We start from the raw sequence: 20,010 nt of genomic DNA, 5'->3' as shown, positions 1-20,010 counted from the left end.
TTGTGGCCGGGAATGACCCGGCCACCACAGATGGAACAAGTGTGTCAGGGGTTTACTCGGCGACGGTGCGCAGTTCCTGCCAGACGTCTTCAACGGCCTGGTTGTAGCGAACGGCGGACTTGACCTCGACGGCAAGGCCCAGATCACGCGCAGTGAGGTGGCCCATTGCCGCCAGCAGCGAGAAGGTCGCGACAACCTTGTTGGTCGAGGCATTGATCAGCGCTTCACGCGCCGTGGTCAGTTCGGCCTGGGAATTGAGCACGTCGAGCGTGGTGCGGGTGCCGAGGTCACGCTCCTGGATGACGCCGTCCAGCACGGTGGTGCCGGCGGAAACCGCGGCATTGGCGGCAGAGATCTGTGCATCGGCGCTCTGCATGCCGGCCCAAGCGGAAATCACCGCCTCGCGAATCTGGTCGTAGGACGACATAGCCGTCACTTCCGACTTGATCAGCTCGATATTGGCCTTGCGCACGCCGGCGCCAATGGCGCCGCCGGCATAGATCGGCACGGTAATCTGGAAGCCAAACTGGCCGCTGATGCCCTGCCCGGCGCCGGCGCTGCTGAAACCGGTGCCGACCTGGCCGGACACCGAAGCATTTGGACCAAAGGCGGCGTCGGCCGCATCACTGCCGGCCTGGGCGGCGCGAATGGCAGCCTTGGCGGCGAGGATGGCCGGGTGACCGGCCTCGGCCTCGGCAATGGCAGCCTGCAGATTGCCTGGAATCAGGCGGCCGTAATTGTGCGAGGCATTGAGGCCCTGCGGCTGTGCGCCGACATAGCGCTGGAAGGTCGCCTGGCTGATCTCGAGACTGCTGAGCGCCGCGCGATAGCTGGCATCGCCCTGGGCGAGACGGGCCTGAGCCTGGGCAACATCGATGCGGGTGCCTTCACCAACATCGAGACGATCCTGGGCCGACTGTAGCTGGGCCTGGAAGAAGCTGGTGTTTTCCTGGCGCAAAGCAACCAGCTGGCGACCGCTCAGGACCGACATATAGGCCTGTACGACCGAGAGCAGCACATTCTGCTCGGTGTTGCGAATGCCGTGTTCGGCAGCTTCGGCGCCGGCGCGGGCAGCTTCGACCTGCGCTTCGGTCTTGTGATTGTCAAAAATGGTCTGGTTGTAGGACAGGCCCGCGGTATAGCTGGAGGCGCCGACATAATTACCATTGGGATTGGCTTGGCTGGCCTGGCCGGCCGACCACGCATAGGTGCCACCAACCGAGGCGCCGATGGTCGGGCGATTACCGGAATTGGCCAGCGCCACATTTTCCGCGGCAGCCTTGGCCTCGAGCAATGCAGCCTGCAGATCGGGCGCATGATCATAGGCGATGGTCAGGGCCTGGGTGATCGATTGTGCCTGGGCACCTCCGACCGACGCCGCGGCCATGCCCAACGCCAACGCGCTGACGATCAATTTAACCCGAAAACCCATTGGCCGACTCCCAGAACCCCGAAACGATATGCGCAGCACATGGGGCACACAACCTGCTGCAGCAATACTAAAGTGGTTTGACGTACGATTGATGTCGCGTCGTGCCCGACGCGCAACACCAATGCAATCACTATCAGAAAATGAATTCCGCCTCTTGCGGCGTGGCCAACAAAGTCGGCAGCACCCCGTTGAATTCCTGTCGCGTGGTGACGGCCCCGCCCGTCTTGACGAACACATGAGCGACGCCGATGGCCCCATTGCGGATCAGCGTGACAAGCCGACCGCCGTCCCGCAGGGCGGCGATGGCGCCGGGCGGGACACTATTGAGCATACCTTGCGCGAAGATTGCGTCGAACTGGTTGGGGCCGATCGCGGCAATATCCCCTGCGACGATGCTGGCATTGGCAATGCCGAGGCGGGCCAGATTGTGCTGCGCCGTTGCGGCCAGCGCTGCATCCTGTTCCAGACCGGTGACGGAAGCGGCAAGGCTGGCGACGAGGGCCGTGGCATAGCCGGTGCTGGCGCCGATATCGAGCACGGCGTCATTCTCGTGGATTTCAAGCAGTTGCAGCAGCCTGGCGAGACTGGCGGGCGACGGCATGAAACGGGAGGTGCGCGGCTGGCCGAACCAGTGCAGATCATCGACATAGGCCAGGTCGCGGCGGGCATCCGGCACGAAAAGCTCGCGCGGCACCGCGCGCATGGCGGCAATGATGCGCTCATTGGTAACGCCGCCGGCGCGGATCTGGCTATCCAGCATCACCTGCCGTGCGCGATCGAAATCGACCATTCAACAAACGCCCTGAACGCCACCCTATGCCGGACGTGAATATCGACCGAGGGCGTGGCTGGCAAGCTGCCATGGCCGCAAGCCACAGCTTAGCACTGCATGGCACCCATGCCGCAAGACAATTGGTGTGGTCCCGCTAACCCAGTCTTTACCGTGAACCAGGGCGCAGCGAAACAGATGCCAGCACCTTCCGTTGCTTTTGCATATCGATCGGAGTGCCAAGATGAGCGACCTCGCCAGCCCGGAAGACCAGATCAGCCAGTCGCGCCGCGTGCTTGCGGCCTGGGACTGGATGTCGACGATTTCCACCCGCCCAGACGAGGTGGTGCGCCTGCTGCAGGGCGAGACGCGGGCGTTGGCCAGTTTGGCAATCGAGCATCCGGACAATGCCCCGGCGGCGGCGCAGCTGATCGCTGCGTACGGGAGGCTGGCGGCGCGGGTAAAGGAACAAAGCCACCGCGGTCCTGGGCAGGCGAAGCAGCAATTGAGCGCTTGAATAGCCAAAGACATACGATTGGACTCACCACCCAATTGCGGCCACCGACAATATCGTGCTGCGCGTGGAAGGTCTCTATACCGACCTCGGCACACGGACATATCTCGGCGGCGTGGTGCCTCCGGGCGTCGATGCCCGCGTGACCTATGGCACGGTGCGGACCGGTGTCAGCTTCAAGTTCTGATCGATAGCGATCACGATGAAACCCCGGGGCGCGTCTCCGGGGTTTTTCTTTGCGCCAAGTGCAAGACCGGTCGGCCCGCTTTAAGGGGCTTAAGCGTCAGCAATGTCATGGAATTTGTTGGAGGCCTCGTCCGGAATTGAACCGGAGTACGCGGATTTGCAATCCGCTGCGTCACCACTCCGCCACGAGGCCTCACGTCCGCAGTACCTATTGGACGATATGGGCTTATGCAAGACCCACGGCTAACGGACGGTGAATTTTTCAAATCGTTATGCCGAGGCGCCGGACATTGCCAAAATCTGGCGGCAGCCCTTTGCGCGAGCATGACCATTGCGTCACACGCGCGTCAAAATCCGGCTCTGGCAATCACTAAGCCGCAAGACGCCTGAAAAACCACGGCTGAGATCGTGGTTTTCGGGGCGATGGCCCCGTCGTGGGCCGATGCAAATTCATCAATCTGTCGTGGAACTGTCCGACAACCGACGTCTGGCTGAGAAGGAACTGTCAAGCAGAACGCCTAGATGTCCCGCCGCCCAACAGGCGTTAAATTCGGAGACTGGCTCAAATGACACGCACCCGGCTGCTCAGTGCAGCAACCACGATCGCAGCGCTTGCGCTCGCAACGGCCCCGGCAATGGCCCAGACCAAATTCGAATTCTGGTATGGCCTGTCGGGCGACCTGTCCGAGCGCATCCTGGACATGTGCAAGACGTTCAACGAATCCCAGGCCGATTACGAAATCGTCTGCGTCAGCCAGGAAACCTACGAAAACAACCTGCAGAACACGATTGCAGCGTTCCGCGCCAACAAGCAGCCGACCATCACCCAGATCAGCGACGGCGGCACCGTCGACCTGATGCTGTCGGGCGCCTATGTCCCCGTGCGTCAGCTGATGGAAGAAAACGGCTACGACATCGACTGGTCCGATTATAACTCAGGCGTCAGCTCCTACTTCGCCACCTCCTCGGGCGAACTGCTGGCCATGCCGTTCAACAATTCCACGGCCATGTTCTACTACAACACCGACGCGCTGGCCGCTGTCGGCTTTGAAGGCGCGCCGCAGACCTGGGAACAGGTCGAGACCATTGCCCGCGACCTCAAGGCTGCCGGCTATGATTGCCCGATCGCTTTCGACCCGACCGGTCAGTGGCAGTGGTGGGAGCAGTTCTCGGCGATCCACAACCAGCCAATCGCCTCGAACGGCAATGGCTATGGTGGTCTCGATGCGACCGTCGAATTCAACAAGGGCAAGTTCGTCGACCAGCTGAGCTGGTTCAAGAAGATGTATGACGAAGGCCTGCTGGTGGTGAAGAGCAAGGCAACCGGCGAAACCGCCAACGACGCCTTCATCAATGCCAAGTGCCAGATGTCGTCGTCCTCGATCGCCGACCACGGCACGATCGGCAAGCAGGCCATCGAAGGCATGCATTGGGACGTCACCATGCTTCCCGTCTGGGAAGGCACCGAGCGCAAGAACTCGCTCGTTGGTGGTGCGGCTCTGTGGACCCTCAAGGGTTCGGATGCCGAGCAGTACAAGGGCGCCGCAGCCTTTTACGCCTTCCTCGCCACGCCGAAGCAGGCTGAATGGTGGTCGACCGTGACCGGTTACATCCCGGTGACCAATTCGGGCTTTGAAGCCATGAAGGCTTCGGGCTTCTATGACGCCGCACCCTACAAGGGTCGCGAACTGGCTCTGGCCAGCCTGAGCTTCACCCCGCCGACCGAATATACCCGTGGCGTTCGCCTCGGCAATTTCGGTGCCGTCCGCAAGGAAATCCAGGACGCCATCGCCGCCGTGCTGTTCAATAACGTGCCGGTCCAGCAGGCTCTCGATGACGCTGCCACCCGCAGCAACGAAGTCCTGCGCAAGTTCGAAGCCACCTATCCGGGCCAGGCTCTCCCCTGATCCTTCCAATAAGCCAGCGCGGACGGTCCCCGGACCGTCCGCGTCTTCTTTCTTGCTGCATAAAGGCCACGGCTCATGGAACGTCGCGCTTTCTACCGTAACCCGATCCTGCCGTGGCTGCTGCTGGCGCCGCAATTGATCCTGGTGCTGGTATTTTTCTACTGGCCAACCTCGCAGGCCCTGTTCTGGGCCTTCACGCTGGAACAGCCTTGGGGCGGCGGCAATACCTGGGCCGGCTTCAACAATTTCCTCTCGCTGTTCGGCGACACCCGCTATTGGGCCACCGTCGGCCGCAGCGCGTTTTATGCCATTGCAGCCACAGTGATCTCGATGGGGATTGCGCTGACGCTGGCGATGTTCGTCGACCGGGCGCTCAAGGGCACCCGCCTGTTCCAGTCGGTGTTTGTCTGGCCCTATGCCATTGCCGCTCCCGCGGCCGGCGTTGCCTTCCGCTTCATCTTTGCCCCGGAAGCCGGGCTGATCGGCGCGGTCAACGAAATTTGGCCGGGCATCTGGAATCCGGCGACCAATGGTTTTCACGCACTGGGCATGGTCATCGTCTGCCATGCCTGGTTGGGCATCGGCTATAATTTCATCTTCTTCCTGGCCGCCTTGCAGATGCTGCCGAAATCGCTGTCGGAAGCCGGCGCGATGGATGGGGCCCGCCCCTATCGCCGCATGCTCGACCTGCAACTGCCGCTGATCGCGCCGACGGTGTTTTTCCTTTTGATCATGAACCTGATCTCGAGCTTCACCGACAGCTTTGGCCTGATCGACGTGATGACCGAGGGCGGGCCGATCAATGCCACCGAGGTGATGGTCTACAAACTCTATGTCGATGGTTTCAAAGGGCTCGATTATTCCGGCGCTGCCGCACAGTCCATCGTCCTGATGATCCTCGTTATCGCGCTGACTTTCATCCAGTTCCGCTGGGTCGAAAAGCGCGTCCACTACAACTGAGACCGGCCATGATCGAACGTTCGCCGATATTCGACTTCATCACCTATGCCACGATGATCCTCGGGCTGGTGCTGGTGCTGGTGCCCTTCTGGGTCACCATCGTCGCCGGCAGCCAGAGCCTGCAGGAAGTCAGCCAGGTGCCCCTCAACCTCTGGCCCTCGGGGCACCTGCTGGAAAACATCCAGACCGCCTGGGCCCGGGCTGATCTCGGCCCCAAGATGATCAACTCGCTGATCGTGGCGGTTGGCGTCACCACCGGCAAGATCGTGCTGGCGGCGCTCTCGGCCTTTGCCATCGTGTTCTTCAACTTCAAGGCCCGCATGCTGTGCTTCTGGCTGATCTTCATCACCCTGATGCTGCCGCTTGAAGTGCGTATCGTGCCGACCTATTCCATCGCCGCCAATGCGCTGCTTCCGTTCCAGACCCTGCTCGACACGTTCGGCATCACCAGCCTTTTGGAAATGATGTCAGGCGTCCGCGTGACGCTCGAATGGAACCTGCTCAACTCCTACACCGGGCTGATCCTGCCGCTGGTTGCCACCGCCACCGGCACCTTCCTCTATCGCCAGTTCTTCATGACCATTCCGGACGAGCTGGTGGAAGCCTCCAAGATGGACGGCTCGGGCCCGATCCGGTTCTTCTTTGAAGTGCTGCTGCCGCTGAGCCGCACCAATATGCTGGCGTTGGCCACCATCATGTTCGTCTCGAGCTGGAACCAGTATCTCTGGCCACTGCTGATCACCACCGACCGCGCCAATTTCGGCACCGTGGTGATGCAGCTCAAGGCCCTCATTCCCGCCCAGAACGGCACGCCCGACTGGAACGTCACCATGGCGGGTGCCCTCATCATCATGCTGCCGCCGCTCCTGGTCGTTGCCCTCATGCAACGCTGGTTCGTGCGTGGCCTCATCTCCCGCGACAAGTGAGACTATCATGACCGCCATCACCCTGTCCGGCGTCAAGAAGCGCTACCTCAAGAACCCCGTCGTGCACGGCGTCGACGTGACCATCGAGAGCGGCGAATTCGTCGTGATCCTCGGGCCGTCGGGCTGCGGCAAGTCCACGCTGCTGCGCATGATCGCCGGCCTTGAAGACATCACCGAAGGCACCATCGCCATCGGTGATACCGTGGTCAACAAGCTGGAGCCGCGCGAACGTGGCTGCGCCATGGTGTTCCAGAATTATGCGCTTTATCCGCATATGTCGGTGGCGCAGAACATCGGCTATGCGCTCAAGGTGTCCGGCATGCCGCGCGCCGAGCGCGAGGCCAAAGTGCTCAAGGTTGCCAAGTCGGTGGGCCTCGACCCCTACCTCACCCGCAAGCCGGGCGAACTGTCGGGCGGCCAGCGCCAGCGCGTCGCCATGGCCCGCGCCATGGTGCGCGAGCCCAAGGTGTTTTTGTTCGACGAGCCCTTCTCCAACCTGGATGCCAAGCTGCGCGTCGCCATGCGTGCCGAAGTGCGCGGCCTGCATCGTGGGCTGGGCGTGACCTCGGTGTTCGTGACGCATGACCAGACCGAAGCCATGACGCTGGCCGACCGCCTGATCATCATGAACCAGGGCGTGGTGGAACAGGTCGGCAAGCCGAGCGAAGTCTACCACCGCCCGGCAAGCCTGTTCGTTGCCGATTTCATCGGTTCGCCCGCCATGAACCTGGTGCGCGGCTTCTTCGGCGAGGACGGCCATTTCCGTCACGGCAAGGGTGGCATGATCCACCTGCCAACCGTGGCGCCGAGCCTTGTCAGCCAGGAAGTTTCGATCGGCATCCGCCCCGAGCTGGTGCGTCGCGTGCCGGCCAATACCAAGGACGCCATTGCGGCCGTGGTCGACTATACCGAAGAGCTCGGCGCAGCCCGGCTGATCTATGCCGATGCTGATGGCAGCCGTCTGATTGCTGTTGACCATGGCACTGACGCGCTGGGCACCGGCATGCCGATCCATCTCGCGATCGACGAGGCCGACCTGCATGTGTTCAGCCAGGACACCGGCCGCCGCATCGAGCTGGGCGCTGCCCAGCGCGCCGCCACCAATTCCCGCATCAACGCCTGACCCCAGGGAGACATCATGGGTAACATCATTGCGACCGGTTTCAATTCCGGCTCCGACGACGGCGAGCTGTTCAGCCTCGAAGCCGACCTGCGCCGCCTGGCCGATATTGGCGTCGATACGGTCGAACTGGGCCTCACCAGCGTGGACCTGATCTCGGGCGGCCGTATTCTGCCGGAACGGCTGGAGCGCCTCGTCGCCATCACCAGCCAGTTCGATTTCCGCTACACGGTGCATGGCCTGGTGTCGTCCAACTTCATGGACCCCGATACCGCCGTGTTCCAGATGCAGGCCGCCAAGGCGCTGGTGGAAGTGTGCGATCGGATCGATGCGCGCATCCTCGTGCAGCATGGCGGTGCCCTGCGCGCCGATCAGTTGCACCAGCGTGCCGAAGCCGATGTGCGCGAGCGCGAGGCGCTGACCGAGCTTGGCGATTTCGCCCGTCCCTATGGCGTGCGGATTGCGTTTGAAAACATCTTCACCACCGAGCCTGGCCAGTATCGCCAGACCCCGGCCGAAGTGGCTGAGACGGTCAAGGCGGTGAACCACTCCAATGTCGTGGCGCTGATCGACTTCAGCCACGCCTATATCGAGAGCACCTACAAGGGTCTCAACTTCCGCGAGCAGATCGCCGCCATGGCGCCTGTCACCGGCCACCTGCATGTGCATGACAGCTTTGGTCGTCCGCAGGCCTTCTACAAGGCGTTCCACCCGCAGGAAAACACAGCCATGGGTATTGGCGATCTGCACATGCCGCTCGGCTGGGGCGACATCGACTGGGACTGGATATTTACCGAACTGGATTTCCTGCCCAATACGGTGATGATGATGGAAATCGGTCCGCGCCATCGCAGCGAACAGCCCGAAAGCCTGCGGCGCGCCCGCGAGCTGGCCGGTCTCGATGCTCCGGCACAGGCTGCCGCGCAGTAAGAACCAAGCGACCCGGTGGATCACCACCGGGTCGTTTTCTTTTCGGCTATCGTTATTTGCGCGGCTGTTTTTCGACCGGCTGTTCCTGCTTGCCACCGCCGGACTTGCGGCCGAGATCGTCGATATTGTCGTCCTGCTGTTCGCCGGGTTCGGTTTCGAGCGGCGCGGGCTTGGAGGGCTTGTCGCTCATTGGTTGAGCACCTTCTGGCTGGTGGGCGGATTGGCTTCGAGGCGTTCGAGCGCGGCGCCGACCAGGTCGGCGACATAGACATCGAAGTCGTGGTCGGGGCTCGTCGTCTCATATTCATGCAGGGCTTCGGGCGTGACGCCGGCTTCAAGCGCGAAGGCTTGCGGCTCCATTCCCAGTGCGAGCCGTCGGTTGTGGTCGCCCTTGGGGAAGCGGTTGGCCGGGTCATTTGGCGTGGTCATGATGGTCCTCCTCATGTGTTCTGCTGAACAACCATGCAGGCGAGGATTGGTTCAGTTGCCCTCTCCCAGGTCGGCACGTTTACGGCTTCACCGGCGCGGGACCTTTGCATAGGTTGCTCGGGCAATCATGGGGAAGTCGTTTGAGCGAGATGTCATTGGCTGGCGGGAGCCGGCGCGAATACCTGCAGCCGATCATGGCCGGGGCCCTCGCAGCGGTGGTTGGCTATGCCAGCACTTTTACCCTCGTCCTCGCAGCACTGACTGCGGCGGGCGCTTCGCCGCAGCAGGCCGGCTCGGGCCTGATGACGGTGTGCATTGCCATCGGCATTCTCAACATCGTGGTCAGTGCGCGGCTGAAAGTGCCGGTGAGCTTTGCCTGGTCGACGCCGGGGGTGGCGTTTCTGCTCACCGTTGGTGAACCTGTTGGTGGATTTCCGGCGGTGGCCGGGGCCTTCATCGTGGCGGCCGGATTGATCGTGCTGACCGGGCTGATCAAGCCGCTGGCGCGGCTGATTGCGGCCATCCCGGCCTCGATCGCCAATGCCATGCTGGCGGGCATGCTGCTCACCCTATGCCTGGCCCCGATCACCGCCGTGGCGGAAATGCCGGCGCTGGCGCTGCCGATTCTGCTGGCCTGGGTCATCGGCATGCGGTTTGCGCGGCGCTATGCGGTGCCGATTGCTGTGGTGGTGACGGGCATTATGCTGGCGAGTTCGACGCATCTGGAGCCCGGCGCGCTGGATGGCAGCTGGCCGGTGTTCGTGCCGGTGATGCCGGTGTTTACGCTGGATGCGATCATCCGTATCGGGCTGCCGCTCTATATCGTCACCATGGCCAGCCAGAACCTGCCGGGGCTGGCGGTGATGCGGGCCAATGGGTTCGGACTGCAACCGGCGCCGCTGTTTATCATGACCGGCATTGCCAGCGCCGTGACGGCTTTCTTTGGCGGGCATACCAGCAATCTGGCGGCGATCACGGCGGCGATCTGCGCCGGGCCGGAGGCGCATCCAGACCAGGACAAGCGCTGGCCGGCGCCGGTTTCGGCGGGCGTGGTCTACCTTCTCATCGCACCGGGCGCGAGCCTGGCGGCGGCGTTCATTGCCGCCTCCCCGCCCCTGCTGATTCAGGCTGTCGCTGGCTTGGCTCTGCTCTCCAGTCTGGCGGCGGCCCTGTCCAGCGCTTTGGCAGCGGAAGAAACGCGGCTGCCGGCTGTGCTGACCTTTGTCACCACGGCGTCGGGAATCACCATTATCGGCGTTGGGGCGCCGTTCTGGGGGCTGGTGGCCGGCATCGGCATGCTGGGGCTGATGCGGGCCGGAATCAAGGCGGCGCCCGAGGTGGTCGGCAAGTGATGCCTGTGCACGCAGTCATCATTGCCGGCGGCAAGGGCGAGCGGCTGGGGGGCGTGCGCAAGGCGGATCTGTTGCTGGGCGGGCGGAGGCTGGTCGATCGGGTCGCAGGGGCGCTGGGGCCGGTGGAATCGCTGATGATTGCTGTCGGGACGCAGGGCGATGGTCGTGGGCGGCGCGATGATTCCATGGCGGTCGTGGACATAGATGCGCCGGTTGGTGGGCCGCTGGCGGGACTAGCGGCGGCGGTCGAATCGCTGCGCTTGCGAGGAATCACAAGCGGGCTGCTGGCGTCTGCGGCGGTCGACACGCCGTTCCTGCCGGAGGACGTTGTGGAGCGGCTCGTGGAGGCCCTAGGCGATGCGCCGGTGGCCTATGCCGCCTGGGGGGAGCAATTTTATCCGCCCAATGCGGTGTGGCGACTGGACGCGCTGCAGGATTTGCCAACGCAGGTTCGGGCCGGAACCGCGCCCACAAGCCTCAAACGGCTGCTGCAAAACCTCAACGCCGTGCAGCTGGATTGGCGGCATCATGTTGATTCTAATCCCTTTCTCAACATCAACACGGTAGCCGACCTGATTGCGCTGCAAAAACTCGCCGGGAAATGACGGCCCTGTGAAAGTTATGCACAATCGGCGCAAAGGGGGCTTGGCAAAGCAAATCAACTTCGCTAAACGGACCATGCCTTGGAGACGAGGTAACAGTGTTCCGCGATAGCTCAGTTGGTAGAGCATTCGACTGTTAATCGAATGGTCGCTGGTTCGAGTCCAGCTCGCGGAGCCAACTTTCCCTAACATTGCCAATTTCCCGGTCTTGCCGCACTTTCGGTGAGACTTTTGGCGTTTGTGCCGCGCCATTGCCAGCCTGCACCTTGCGCGCTAGGGGTTCGGCACAGTCTGCAGCCCAAGGAGCCGGCATGAGCAACGGCATGGATATCGACGGCGAAAGCCAGATCACCCTCACCCGCACCATCGACGCCAATATCAGCGATGTGTTCTCGGCCTGGACCGACCCGGCGCTGATCGAGCAGTGGCAGGCCGACGAGGCCGAACTCGATGCCTTCGAGGGCGGCGAATATAAGTTCACCACCTTTGGCGATGACGAGGATCCGGAGGACCATACGGTCAGCGGGGAAATCCTGCAGTTCGTCGAAGACCAGAAATTGGTGATGAGCTGGGTTCATAAGGATGGCGACGGCGAAGACGCCGAAGAGCTGATCTTCGTGCTCGATATCGACTTCAAGGCAGTTGGCGACGACCAGACCAAGGTGACGATCACCGAGCGCGGCCTGGCGCATGCCGATCCGGAATCGCGGATCTTCTCGATCGAGGCATGGAGCGCGGCGCTCGAGCATCTCGCAGAAGTTTTGGAATGATTTGAACCATTTTCCCTCTCCGGACGTATCGCATTCCGGAGACAAGTGCATATGGCTCAAACCAGTATCGTCTGGCTGCGCAACGACCTGCGGATAGCCGACAACCCTGCCCTGCGCGCCGCTCATCTGGGCGGCGCTCCCGTCACAGCAGTCTATATCCATGAGACGACCAAGGGTGTGCGTCCGCCCGGCGCTGCGGCGCGCTGGTGGCTGCATCATAGTCTCAATGCGCTGGGGAAAGACCTTGCCAAGCGCGGCGTGACGCTGGTTGTGCGGAGCGGTGACGCACAGAAGGTTGTGCCGGAGCTGGCCAAGGAGTTGGCAGCGGGAGAGGTGTTCTGGAACAGGCGCTATGCGCCGGCTGAGCGCGATGCCGATACCGCCATCAAGCATGATTTGCGGCAGCGCGGCTTTGGCGCGCAGTCCTGCCCCGGCAATGTGCTGGTCGAGCCCTGGGATATCGCGACCGGTCAGGGCAAGCCCTATTCGGTGTTCACGCCGTTCTGGAAGACTCTGAAGGACACGCCGATCGCCCGGCCACAGCGGCGGCCCGATGCTGACGAGCCGTTGCGGGCGGGCAGGTTTGATGAGGACTACCGGGCGCCAAAATGGGCTGGGAAACTCGGACAGCATTGGAGCATCGGGGAAGAGGCCGCGGCAAAGCAGGTTTCGGACTTCCTTGATGGGCGGCTGGACGACTATGCCGAGGGGCGGGATTTTCCGCGCAAGGATGTGACGTCGCTGCTGTCGCCGCATCTGCGCTTTGGCGAAGTCAGCCCGCGACAAGTGTGGCACGCGGCGCAGGCGGTGGCGCATGCCGATCTCGGCAAGCAGGCGGCGGTGGAAAAATTCCTCTCCGAACTGGCCTGGCGCGATTTCAACTATCACCAGCTCTATCATCGCGACGACATCACCACGGTGCCGATGCAGGGCAAATATGCCGGGATGGAGTGGCTGTCGTCGGAGAAGGATCTGAAGGCCTGGCAGACTGGGCAGACCGGCCTGCCGATCGTCGATGCCGGCATGCGGGAGCTTTGGGAAACCGGCTATATGCAGAACCGGGTGCGCATGCTGGTCGCATCGCTGTTGGCCAAGAACCTGCTGGTGGACTGGCGCCTGGGCGAGCAGTGGTTCTGGGATTGCCTGGTGGATGGCGATGTCGCCAGCAATCCGGGCAATTGGCAATGGGTGGCCGGGAGCGGGCTGGATGCCTCGCCCTATTTCCGCATTTTCAATCCCGTGGTGCAGGGCGAGCGCTTCGATGGCGGTGGCGACTATGTGCGGCGCTGGGTGCCGGAACTGGCGAAACTGCCGGAAAAGTGGATCCATGAGCCGAGTGCAGCGCCCAAGGATGTGCTGGACAAGGCCGGGGTGGTGATCGGAAGAAACTATCCGGCGCCGATCGTCGATCTCAAGACCAGCCGGGTGCGTGCGCTGGAGGCGGCGGGGCGGCTATAGCGGCTAACATCCAGCGCCTTTGAGCATGAATTTGCTCTGGCATCATCGCTGGAGCAAAAGCGTTCCAGATCAATCGGTTCGACCTTGTTCGCCATGGGCCGGACACCTAACATAAGCCCTTCAAAAAACTCATAGATCGAGCCATGGCCAACCATAAAGACCTCATCGCTGCGATCGGCAACACACCGCTGATCCGTCTCAATCGCGTCTCGACGCTGACCGGCTGCGATATCTGGGGCAAGGCGGAGTTTCTCAACCCGGGCCAGTCGGTCAAGGATCGTGCTGCCCTGTTCATCATTCATGACATGGTGAAGTCGGGAGCTCTGAAACCCGGCGGCACGATCGTCGAGGGGACCGCCGGCAATACGGGGATCGGGCTGACACTGGTGGCCAATTCGCTGGGCTTCAAGACGGTGATCGTCATTCCCGAAACCCAGAGCCAGGAAAAGAAGGACGCGCTGCGCCTATATGGCGCCGAGCTGATCGAGGTGCCGGCCAAGCCGTACAAGAACCCCAATAATTACATCAAGATTTCCGGCCGCTTGGCGGAAAAGCTCAATCGCGAGCTGCCGGAGGGCGCCGTCTGGGCCAATCAGTTCGACAATGTGTCGAACAAGCGCGCGCATGTGGAAACCACGGGCCCCGAAATCTGGCAGCAGACCAATGGCCGGATCGACGGCTTCATCTGCGCCGTGGGTTCGGGCGGTACGCTGGCCGGCGTGGCCGAGGCGCTGCGGTCGCGCAATCCTGACGTCAAGATCGGCCTGGCCGATCCGGAAGGCGCTGCGCTCTACAATTATTTCGCCAATGGGGAGCTGAAATCTTCGGGCGACTCGATCACCGAAGGCATAGGCCAGGGCCGTATCACGGCCAATCTTGAGGGCCTCAAGATCGACAATCCATACCAGATTCCGGATGCCGAGGCCCTGCCCTATATTTTCGACCTGCTTGAACATGAAGGCCTGTGCTTGGGCGGCTCAAGCGCCATCAACATCGCCGGCGCGGTGCGCATGGCGCGCGACCTGGGACCGGGCAAGACCATCGTCACCATCCTCTGCGACTATGGCAATCGTTATGCCAGCAAGATCTTCAACCCGGAATTCCTGCATGCCAAGGGCCTGCCGGTGCCAAGCTGGATGGAAGGCCGCACGCCGATCGATATTTCCAGCGTGATCGAGCCCGGCGCCTGAACCAAGCGCCATTGTTCGGCAGGTACTTGTTGATAGAGTGCGGCTCCATGAGTCAGGCGGCACATCTTGATAGGCATTGACGACATTCTGCGGGCGATCATCGCCGACTTCCACATCGTGGCGGCGATTACGCTGGCGATTTACCTGCTGGCCTTCATCTGCGCGGTGCGCGAGGTAATGAATTCTCGGACTTCGCAGGGTTCCATCGCCTGGATCCTGGCGCTGGCGCTGCTGCCGTTTCCGACGGCCTTTCTTTATCTGATCCTGGGCTGGAAGGCGTTCGACGATTATGCCACCGACCGCATCCGCAATGGCCGCGCCGCGCGGCCGCTGCGGGCCAAGGATCTGGCTCTGATAGACCGCGAGACCAGCCACAAATGGCCGGTGCAGACCAAGGTGTCCGAAGTGCCGTTTCTCAACGGCAACGAAGTGGAAATCCTGATCGACGGCAAGGCGACGTTCGATTCCATCTTCGAGGGGATTGCGACGGCCAAAAAATATCTGCTGGTGCAGTTCTATATTGTCCGCGATGACGCGCTGGGCGAGGAACTGGCCAAAAGGCTGATCGAGCGGGCCAGGGCCGGGGTGGAGGTTTTCCTGCTGTATGACGACATCGGCAGCTCGGGCATGCCCAAGCGCTATCGCACGCAATTGCGCGAGGCCGGCGTCAAGGTGGCGGGCTTCAACCAGCGGCACAAGTTCTTGCGGGTCTATGGTCCGAGCCGCATCAACTATCGCAATCATCGCAAGATCGTGGTGGTGGATGGCGAGCACGCCTGGGTCGGCGGGCATAATGTGGGCGTCGAATATCTGGGCGAAGACCCGAAATTCGGGCGCTGGCGCGATACGCATGTGCGGGTTTCGGGGCCGGCAGCACTGGGCTGCGCGCTGCTGTTCCGCGAAGACTGGGAATGGGCGACGGGTGATACCCTGCCCTCCGCGCCGCCCGAAGAAGTGGCGACGCCGGGCGATCAATCGGTGCTGGTGATGGGCAGTGGCCCGGCCGACAAGCTGGAGGAATGCGCCATTGCCTTTACCGATATCATCGGCCGGGCGCGCGAGCGCGTCTGGATCGTCAGCCCGTATTTCGTGCCGGATACCGATATCCGCACGGCGCTGTTTGCCGCCAAGCTACGCGGCGTCGATGTGCGGATCATGCTGCCCAATGAGCCGGACCACAAGATGGTCTGGCTGGCCAGCATTGCCCATGCCGACGCCATGGTGGAGCATGGCGTCGATATCTATCGCTTCACCGACGGCTTCCTGCACCAGAAAGTGGTGCTGATGGACGACCAGATCGCCTCCATCGGCAGCGTCAATTTCGACAATCGCAGCTTCGCGATCAACTTCGAGATCACCATGTGGTTTGCCGACCAGACGACGATCAACAATGTGGAAGCCATGTTGATCGAGGATTTCAAACTGTGCCGGCAGGTCGACATGGCCGAGGTCAAAGGCCGCTCGCTGCCGTTGCGCTTCGCCACCCAGGCCGCGAAATTGCTCTCTCCCGTGCTTTGAGTTTTTCCATGACCGAATTCCTGTTCCGCGACGACAGCTACCTGCAATCGACACCGGCGACGGTGATCGCCGTCACGCCAGAGGGCGGCGTGGTGCTGGACCGCACGGTGTTTTATGCGGCATCGGGTGGGCAGCCGGGCGACAATGGCCGGATCACGCGAGCCGATGGCTCGGTGGTCGCCATTGCCACGGCGATCCACCCCGATGGCGACAAGACACAGATCGTGCATGTGCCGGCCGAGGGCCAGGCGCTGCCGGCGGTTGGCGAGGCCGTGGTGGCCGAGATCGATTGGGACCGACGCTACAAGCTGATGCGGATGCATACGGCGCTGCATCTGCTTTCGGTGGTATTTGCCTATCCGGTCACCGGTGGGTCGATCGGCGAGGACAAGGGACGGCTGGATTTCGACATGCCGGAAGCGCCGGACAATCTCGCTGAACTCGAACAGGCGCTCAACGAGCTGGCCGGGCGCAATCTGGCGGTGACGCATGAGTGGATCACCGATGCCGAGATGGAAGCCAATCCCGGCATGATCAAGACCATGAACGTCAAGCCGCCGATGGGCCAGGGTCGCGTGCGACTGATCCGGATCGGCGATGTCGATCTGCAGCCCTGCGGCGGCACGCATGTGCGCAATACCAGCGAAATCGGTAGGTTGGCGCTGGGCAAGATCGAGAAAAAGGGCAAGCAGAACAGGCGCGTAAGCCTGGTTTTTGTCGAATAGAATCCGCTAACGGACTGGCGCTGCGTAGAGCAGGCCACCATTGGACCACAACCCGTTCTGGCCGCGCAACAGGGCTGCGCCCGTCAGTGGACCGAAGTGACGATCATAGAGCTCGCCGTAATTGCCGACTGCGCGGATCACGTCGGCCATAAAGCTTGGCCGCAGGCCGAGCGGCGTGCCGAAATCGCCTTCAACGCCGAGCAGTCGGCGGACGGCAGGGGTCCGTGCCGCCAGCAGCGAGTCGACATTGGGAGCGGTGACGCCCAGTTCCTCGGCATTGATCAGGGTGAACAGCGTCCAGCGGACAATGTTGAACCATTGCTGGTCGCCGTCGCGCACGACGGGGCCCAGCACTTCCTTGGAGATGCGTTCGGGCAGGATGCGATGGGCCGAAGGATCGGGCAGCGCGCGGCGGATGGCCTGCAGCTGGCGACCGGAGGCCGAAACCACCTGGCAGCGGCCGGCCTGATAGGCCACAGAAAGATCGGCGACATCCTCATAGGGCACTTCGGTATAGCTGGCCTGATTGGCGAAGAAGAACTCGCTGATGCGCTCGAGCTCCTCGCCGGTATTGGCGACGCAGATGCTGATATTGTCGAGCTCGAAGGCCGAAACGGCGCCCATGCTCTGCGGCACAAGGAACGCCTGACCATCGAAAAAGGACGTGCCAACAAAGCTGGCGCCATAGAGGCTGTCGCGCTGCCCGGTCCAGGGACCGTTGCGGGTCAGGACGTCGACCATGCCGGTTTGCAGCGGCGCAAAGCGGGAGTCGCCGCGCAGCGAGCGGAATTCGATCTTGTTGGGATCGCCGAACACGGCAGCGGCGATGGCGCGGCAGAGATCGACGTCAAAGCCGGACCAGCGGCCCTCGCTATCCTGCTGGGCAAAACCCGGCAATGGATTGGTCGCGCCGCAGATCAGGAAGCCACGCTCGCGCACGGTCTGCAGGGTCTGGGCGGAGGCCGGAGTGGCGGCAAGCGTCAGCGCGCAGGCAAGGCCTGCTGTCAGTGACAGCAATCGCTTGAAAACTCTGGTCAATCCACGGCTTCCCTTCGGGACCTGCATATTGGCAGGGCAAGGCGCCGGGTCAAGGCGGCTTGGGGCGTGCAGCTGTCAATTCCACCGGACAATGCAAAGGCCCTCTCTCGTGAGAGAGAGCCTCGTGCTCCCACAGGGGAGAAAGGGACCGCATTTGTGGAACGCGTGGGCCATTCTCGGCCATAGGCCTCATGGCCTTCCCTGACTTGAAAGGCTCCACTGGAGCCTTTCATCCGCTGCACGGAGCGTCAGTGAAGGATCTGACTGAGGAACAGCTTGGTGCGTTCGTGCTGCGGATTGGAGAAGAAATTCTCCGGATCGTTCTGCTCGATGATCTGGCCCTGGTCCATGAAGATGACGCGGTTGGCCACTTGGCGGGCGAAGCCCATTTCGTGGGTGACGCAGATCATGGTCATGCCGTCTTCGGCCAGGCTGATCATCACTTCGAGCACTTCCTTGACCATTTCCGGGTCAAGCGCCGAGGTGGGTTCGTCGAACAGCATGATCGAGGGCTTCATGCAGAGCGAGCGGGCAATGGCCACACGCTGCTGCTGGCCACCGGAGAGCTGGCCGGGGAACTTGTTGGCCTGCTCGGGGATCTTGACGCGTTCGAGATAGTGCATGGCCGTCGCCTCGGCCTCGGCCTTGGGAATGCCGCGCACCCAGATTGGGGCAAGCGTCAGGTTCTGCAGGATGGTCAGATGCGGGAACAGGTTGAAGTGCTGGAACACCATGCCCACTTCGCGACGCACGTCGTCGATGCGCTTGAGATCGGCCGTCAGCTCGGTGCCGTTGACGATGATCTGGCCTTCCTGGTGTTCTTCCAGGCGGTTGATGCAGCGGATCAGCGTCGACTTGCCCGAGCCCGAGGGACCGGCGATGACGATGCGCTCGCCGCGCATAACCTTGAGGTTGATGTCACGCAGCACATGGAAATCGGAATACCATTTGTGCATGCCGATCACATCGATGGCCACGTCGGTCTTGGAGACCTGCATGCCGGACGTCTTGATATTGCGTTCGACGGTGGTTTCGGAAACTTGGCTCATGACTTACCTCTTGTGCCCGGTATCCAGCCGCCGCTCCATCCAGAGCGAATAGCGGGACATGGCGAAACAGAAAATCCAGAAGACGAACGCGGCAAAGACATAGCCGGTGACTGCCTGGGTCGGTGATGCCCATTCGATGTCGGAACTGGCCGACTGCACGGTATTGAGCAGATCGAAAATGCCGACGATGGAGACCAGGGACGTATCCTTGAACAGGGCGATGAAGTTGTTGACGATGCCCGGGATCACATGCTTGAGCGCCTGGGGCAGGATGATGAAATAGGTCCTTTTCCAGTAGCCCAGGCCCAGTGATGCACCGGCCTCGAACTGTCCGCGCGGCAGGGCCTGCAAGCCGCCACGCACCGTTTCCGCCAGATAAGCCGAGGAGAACAGGGTGACGCCGACGAGGGCCCGGAGCAGCTTGTCGACCGTGGTACCGGCCGGCATGAACAGCGGCAGCATGATCGAGGCCATGAACAGCACGGTGATCAGCGGCACGGCACGCCACAGTTCGATGAACAATACGCAGAGCGTCTTGATGATCGGGAGCTTGGACTGCCGGCCAAGGGCCAGCAGGATGCCGAGCGGGATCGAGCAGATGATGCCGACCAGCGAGATGATCAGGGTGACCATCAACCCGCCCCACTGTTCGGTCGGCACATAGCGCATGCCGAAGACGCCACCGTGCAGCAGGTAGAAACTGACCACGGGGAAGACGACGAAGAACAGCAGGGCATTGATGCGCTTGAACGGCGCGGTTGGCATCAGCAGCGGAATGATCAGCGCGGCCAGCATCACGAAGACGATATTGGGGCGCCAGTATTCCTGGATCGGGTAGAAGCCGTAGATGAAGAAGTTGAAGCGGGCGTAGATATAGGCCCAGCAGGCCCCTGCCCCTTCGACACGGCAATCTTCCACCGTACCACCCGGCATGACCGCGTGACCGATGATGAAGTTATAGAGCGGCGGCACTGCCCAGAGCAGGAACAGAATGCCGATCACGGTGAACAGCGTGTCGGTGGGTGTCGAGAAGAGGTTCTTCTGCGCCCAGAGGATCGGGCCACCGGTGCGGCCGGGGGCCGGCTTGGAGGGCACGAATTCCTTGCGAACGAAGCCAAGGTCCATGGTCATGGTT

General features: G+C 62.1%; 21 protein-coding genes and 2 tRNA genes. 15 read left to right on the top strand and 8 right to left on the bottom strand.

Annotation, left to right across the window (positions count from 1 at the left end; genetic code table 11):
* Nucleotides 1-52: 52 nt before the first annotated feature.
* A complete protein-coding gene (locus BM045_RS17840) occupies nucleotides 53-1,432 on the bottom strand; it encodes a TolC family outer membrane protein (protein ID WP_170848575.1) in 1,380 nt (459 codons plus the stop codon).
* 133 nt (nucleotides 1,433-1,565) lie between these two features.
* The gene (locus BM045_RS17835; protein WP_092185725.1) at nucleotides 1,566-2,222 is read right to left on the bottom strand and encodes a protein-L-isoaspartate O-methyltransferase family protein; all 657 of its coding nucleotides are present in this window, start codon (nucleotides 2,220-2,222) and stop codon (nucleotides 1,566-1,568) included.
* Nucleotides 2,223-2,445: 223 nt separating this feature from the next.
* On the opposite strand from BM045_RS17835, the gene BM045_RS17830 reads away from it, so the two are divergent.
* Together BM045_RS17830 and BM045_RS19345 are read left to right on the top strand one after the other, a co-directional pair.
* A complete protein-coding gene (locus BM045_RS17830) occupies nucleotides 2,446-2,718 on the top strand; it encodes a hypothetical protein (protein WP_092185723.1) in 273 nt (90 codons plus the stop codon).
* A gap of 55 nt (nucleotides 2,719-2,773) precedes the next feature.
* Nucleotides 2,774-2,902: a hypothetical protein gene (locus BM045_RS19345; RefSeq protein ID WP_280139487.1), complete on the top strand. Its 129-nt coding sequence runs from the start codon at nucleotides 2,774-2,776 to the stop codon at nucleotides 2,900-2,902.
* A 118-nt stretch (nucleotides 2,903-3,020) separates the two neighbouring features.
* On the opposite strand, the gene BM045_RS17825 is transcribed toward BM045_RS19345, so the two are convergent.
* Nucleotides 3,021-3,094 (bottom strand) — tRNA-Cys (locus BM045_RS17825).
* A 373-nt stretch (nucleotides 3,095-3,467) separates the two neighbouring features.
* On the opposite strand from BM045_RS17825, the gene BM045_RS17820 reads away from it, so the two are divergent.
* The 5 genes from BM045_RS17820 (at nucleotide 3,468) to BM045_RS17800 (ending at nucleotide 8,744) form a co-directional block, all read left to right on the top strand.
* Nucleotides 3,468-4,808, top strand: coding sequence for an extracellular solute-binding protein (locus BM045_RS17820; RefSeq protein WP_092185721.1), 1,341 nt, complete (start codon nucleotides 3,468-3,470; stop codon nucleotides 4,806-4,808).
* A gap of 75 nt (nucleotides 4,809-4,883) precedes the next feature.
* Nucleotides 4,884-5,768 carry an ABC transporter permease subunit gene (locus BM045_RS17815; RefSeq protein ID WP_092185719.1) on the top strand — a complete coding sequence of 295 codons (885 nt, stop codon included), beginning with the start codon at nucleotides 4,884-4,886 and terminating at the stop codon, nucleotides 5,766-5,768.
* An 8-nt stretch (nucleotides 5,769-5,776) separates the two neighbouring features.
* The gene (locus BM045_RS17810) at nucleotides 5,777-6,694 is read left to right on the top strand and encodes an ABC transporter permease subunit (RefSeq protein WP_092185717.1); all 918 of its coding nucleotides are present in this window, start codon (nucleotides 5,777-5,779) and stop codon (nucleotides 6,692-6,694) included.
* Nucleotides 6,695-6,701: 7 nt separating this feature from the next.
* Entirely contained in the window at nucleotides 6,702-7,817 is a 1,116-nt protein-coding gene (gene ugpC, locus BM045_RS17805) for an ABC transporter ATP-binding protein (protein ID WP_092185715.1), read from the top strand.
* A 15-nt stretch (nucleotides 7,818-7,832) separates the two neighbouring features.
* Nucleotides 7,833-8,744 (top strand): TIM barrel protein, encoded by a 912-nt coding sequence (locus BM045_RS17800; RefSeq protein ID WP_092185713.1) that lies wholly within the window; start codon nucleotides 7,833-7,835, stop codon nucleotides 8,742-8,744.
* A 52-nt stretch (nucleotides 8,745-8,796) separates the two neighbouring features.
* On the opposite strand, the gene BM045_RS19010 is transcribed toward BM045_RS17800, so the two are convergent.
* A complete protein-coding gene (locus BM045_RS19010) occupies nucleotides 8,797-8,934 on the bottom strand; it encodes a hypothetical protein (protein ID WP_170848574.1) in 138 nt (45 codons plus the stop codon).
* Nucleotides 8,931-9,173 carry a hypothetical protein gene (locus BM045_RS17795; RefSeq protein ID WP_092185711.1) on the bottom strand — a complete coding sequence of 81 codons (243 nt, stop codon included), beginning with the start codon at nucleotides 9,171-9,173 and terminating at the stop codon, nucleotides 8,931-8,933. The genes BM045_RS19010 and BM045_RS17795 overlap by 4 nt, the downstream gene beginning before the upstream one ends.
* Before the next feature lie 149 nt (nucleotides 9,174-9,322).
* Here BM045_RS17795 and BM045_RS17790 point away from each other — a divergent pair, with 149 nt between their 5' ends.
* The 8 genes from BM045_RS17790 (at nucleotide 9,323) to BM045_RS17755 (ending at nucleotide 16,788) form a co-directional block, all read left to right on the top strand.
* Nucleotides 9,323-10,525 (top strand): benzoate/H(+) symporter BenE family transporter, encoded by a 1,203-nt coding sequence (locus BM045_RS17790; protein ID WP_210185042.1) that lies wholly within the window; start codon nucleotides 9,323-9,325, stop codon nucleotides 10,523-10,525.
* The gene (locus BM045_RS17785; RefSeq protein WP_092185709.1) at nucleotides 10,525-11,130 is read left to right on the top strand and encodes a molybdenum cofactor guanylyltransferase; all 606 of its coding nucleotides are present in this window, start codon (nucleotides 10,525-10,527) and stop codon (nucleotides 11,128-11,130) included. Before BM045_RS17790 ends, BM045_RS17785 begins: the two co-directional genes overlap by 1 nt.
* Nucleotides 11,131-11,229: 99 nt before the next feature.
* Nucleotides 11,230-11,305, top strand: a tRNA-Asn gene (locus BM045_RS17780).
* Between the two features lie 133 nt (nucleotides 11,306-11,438).
* A complete protein-coding gene (locus BM045_RS17775) occupies nucleotides 11,439-11,897 on the top strand; it encodes an SRPBCC family protein (protein ID WP_092185707.1) in 459 nt (152 codons plus the stop codon).
* 51 nt (nucleotides 11,898-11,948) lie between these two features.
* Nucleotides 11,949-13,355 (top strand): cryptochrome/photolyase family protein, encoded by a 1,407-nt coding sequence (locus tag BM045_RS17770; protein WP_092185705.1) that lies wholly within the window; start codon nucleotides 11,949-11,951, stop codon nucleotides 13,353-13,355.
* Between the two features lie 143 nt (nucleotides 13,356-13,498).
* Complete coding sequence (locus BM045_RS17765; RefSeq protein WP_092185703.1) at nucleotides 13,499-14,545, top strand: cysteine synthase A; 1,047 nt, start codon at nucleotides 13,499-13,501, stop codon at nucleotides 14,543-14,545.
* A 66-nt stretch (nucleotides 14,546-14,611) separates the two neighbouring features.
* Nucleotides 14,612-16,063 carry a cardiolipin synthase gene (cls, locus tag BM045_RS17760; protein ID WP_244523053.1) on the top strand — a complete coding sequence of 484 codons (1,452 nt, stop codon included), beginning with the start codon at nucleotides 14,612-14,614 and terminating at the stop codon, nucleotides 16,061-16,063.
* An 8-nt stretch (nucleotides 16,064-16,071) separates the two neighbouring features.
* Nucleotides 16,072-16,788, top strand: a complete 717-nt coding sequence (locus BM045_RS17755) for an alanyl-tRNA editing protein (protein WP_092185699.1) — start codon at nucleotides 16,072-16,074, stop codon at nucleotides 16,786-16,788.
* Between the two features lie 6 nt (nucleotides 16,789-16,794).
* Here BM045_RS17755 and BM045_RS17750 read toward each other — a convergent pair whose 3' ends face one another.
* From BM045_RS17750 to BM045_RS17740, 3 genes are all read right to left on the bottom strand, one after another.
* Nucleotides 16,795-17,826 (bottom strand): amino acid ABC transporter substrate-binding protein, encoded by a 1,032-nt coding sequence (locus BM045_RS17750; RefSeq protein ID WP_170848573.1) that lies wholly within the window; start codon nucleotides 17,824-17,826, stop codon nucleotides 16,795-16,797.
* 248 nt (nucleotides 17,827-18,074) lie between these two features.
* A complete protein-coding gene (locus BM045_RS17745) occupies nucleotides 18,075-18,875 on the bottom strand; it encodes an amino acid ABC transporter ATP-binding protein (RefSeq protein WP_092185694.1) in 801 nt (266 codons plus the stop codon).
* 3 nt (nucleotides 18,876-18,878) lie between these two features.
* Nucleotides 18,879-20,006 carry an amino acid ABC transporter permease gene (locus BM045_RS17740; RefSeq protein ID WP_092185692.1) on the bottom strand — a complete coding sequence of 376 codons (1,128 nt, stop codon included), beginning with the start codon at nucleotides 20,004-20,006 and terminating at the stop codon, nucleotides 18,879-18,881.
* Between the last annotated feature and the right edge of the window lie 4 nt (nucleotides 20,007-20,010).

This window comes from Devosia sp. YR412, assembly GCF_900110945.1.
GTDB lineage: Bacteria > Pseudomonadota > Alphaproteobacteria > Rhizobiales > Devosiaceae > Devosia.
This window is presented reverse-complemented; position numbering and strand designations above follow the sequence as displayed.

What these genes read in the sequence shown, in the direction of transcription:
- BM045_RS17840 (WP_170848575.1), bottom strand. Translation starts at nt 1,432, where the DNA reads ATGGGTTTTCGGGTTAAATTGATCGTCAGCGCGTTGGCGTTGGGCATG.
- BM045_RS17835 (WP_092185725.1), bottom strand. Translation starts at nt 2,222, where the DNA reads ATGGTCGATTTCGATCGCGCACGGCAGGTGATGCTGGATAGCCAGATC.
- BM045_RS17830 (WP_092185723.1), top strand. Translation starts at nt 2,446, where the DNA reads ATGAGCGACCTCGCCAGCCCGGAAGACCAGATCAGCCAGTCGCGCCGC.
- BM045_RS17820 (WP_092185721.1), top strand. Translation starts at nt 3,468, where the DNA reads ATGACACGCACCCGGCTGCTCAGTGCAGCAACCACGATCGCAGCGCTT.
- BM045_RS17815 (WP_092185719.1), top strand. Translation starts at nt 4,884, where the DNA reads ATGGAACGTCGCGCTTTCTACCGTAACCCGATCCTGCCGTGGCTGCTG.
- BM045_RS17810 (WP_092185717.1), top strand. Translation starts at nt 5,777, where the DNA reads ATGATCGAACGTTCGCCGATATTCGACTTCATCACCTATGCCACGATG.
- ugpC (WP_092185715.1), top strand. Translation starts at nt 6,702, where the DNA reads ATGACCGCCATCACCCTGTCCGGCGTCAAGAAGCGCTACCTCAAGAAC.
- BM045_RS17800 (WP_092185713.1), top strand. Translation starts at nt 7,833, where the DNA reads ATGGGTAACATCATTGCGACCGGTTTCAATTCCGGCTCCGACGACGGC.
- BM045_RS19010 (WP_170848574.1), bottom strand. Translation starts at nt 8,934, where the DNA reads ATGAGCGACAAGCCCTCCAAGCCCGCGCCGCTCGAAACCGAACCCGGC.
- BM045_RS17795 (WP_092185711.1), bottom strand. Translation starts at nt 9,173, where the DNA reads ATGACCACGCCAAATGACCCGGCCAACCGCTTCCCCAAGGGCGACCAC.
- BM045_RS17790 (WP_210185042.1), top strand. Translation starts at nt 9,323, where the DNA reads ATGTCATTGGCTGGCGGGAGCCGGCGCGAATACCTGCAGCCGATCATG.
- BM045_RS17785 (WP_092185709.1), top strand. Translation starts at nt 10,525, where the DNA reads ATGCCTGTGCACGCAGTCATCATTGCCGGCGGCAAGGGCGAGCGGCTG.
- BM045_RS17775 (WP_092185707.1), top strand. Translation starts at nt 11,439, where the DNA reads ATGAGCAACGGCATGGATATCGACGGCGAAAGCCAGATCACCCTCACC.
- BM045_RS17770 (WP_092185705.1), top strand. Translation starts at nt 11,949, where the DNA reads ATGGCTCAAACCAGTATCGTCTGGCTGCGCAACGACCTGCGGATAGCC.
- BM045_RS17765 (WP_092185703.1), top strand. Translation starts at nt 13,499, where the DNA reads ATGGCCAACCATAAAGACCTCATCGCTGCGATCGGCAACACACCGCTG.
- BM045_RS17755 (WP_092185699.1), top strand. Translation starts at nt 16,072, where the DNA reads ATGACCGAATTCCTGTTCCGCGACGACAGCTACCTGCAATCGACACCG.
- BM045_RS17745 (WP_092185694.1), bottom strand. Translation starts at nt 18,875, where the DNA reads ATGAGCCAAGTTTCCGAAACCACCGTCGAACGCAATATCAAGACGTCC.
- BM045_RS17740 (WP_092185692.1), bottom strand. Translation starts at nt 20,006, where the DNA reads ATGACCATGGACCTTGGCTTCGTTCGCAAGGAATTCGTGCCCTCCAAG.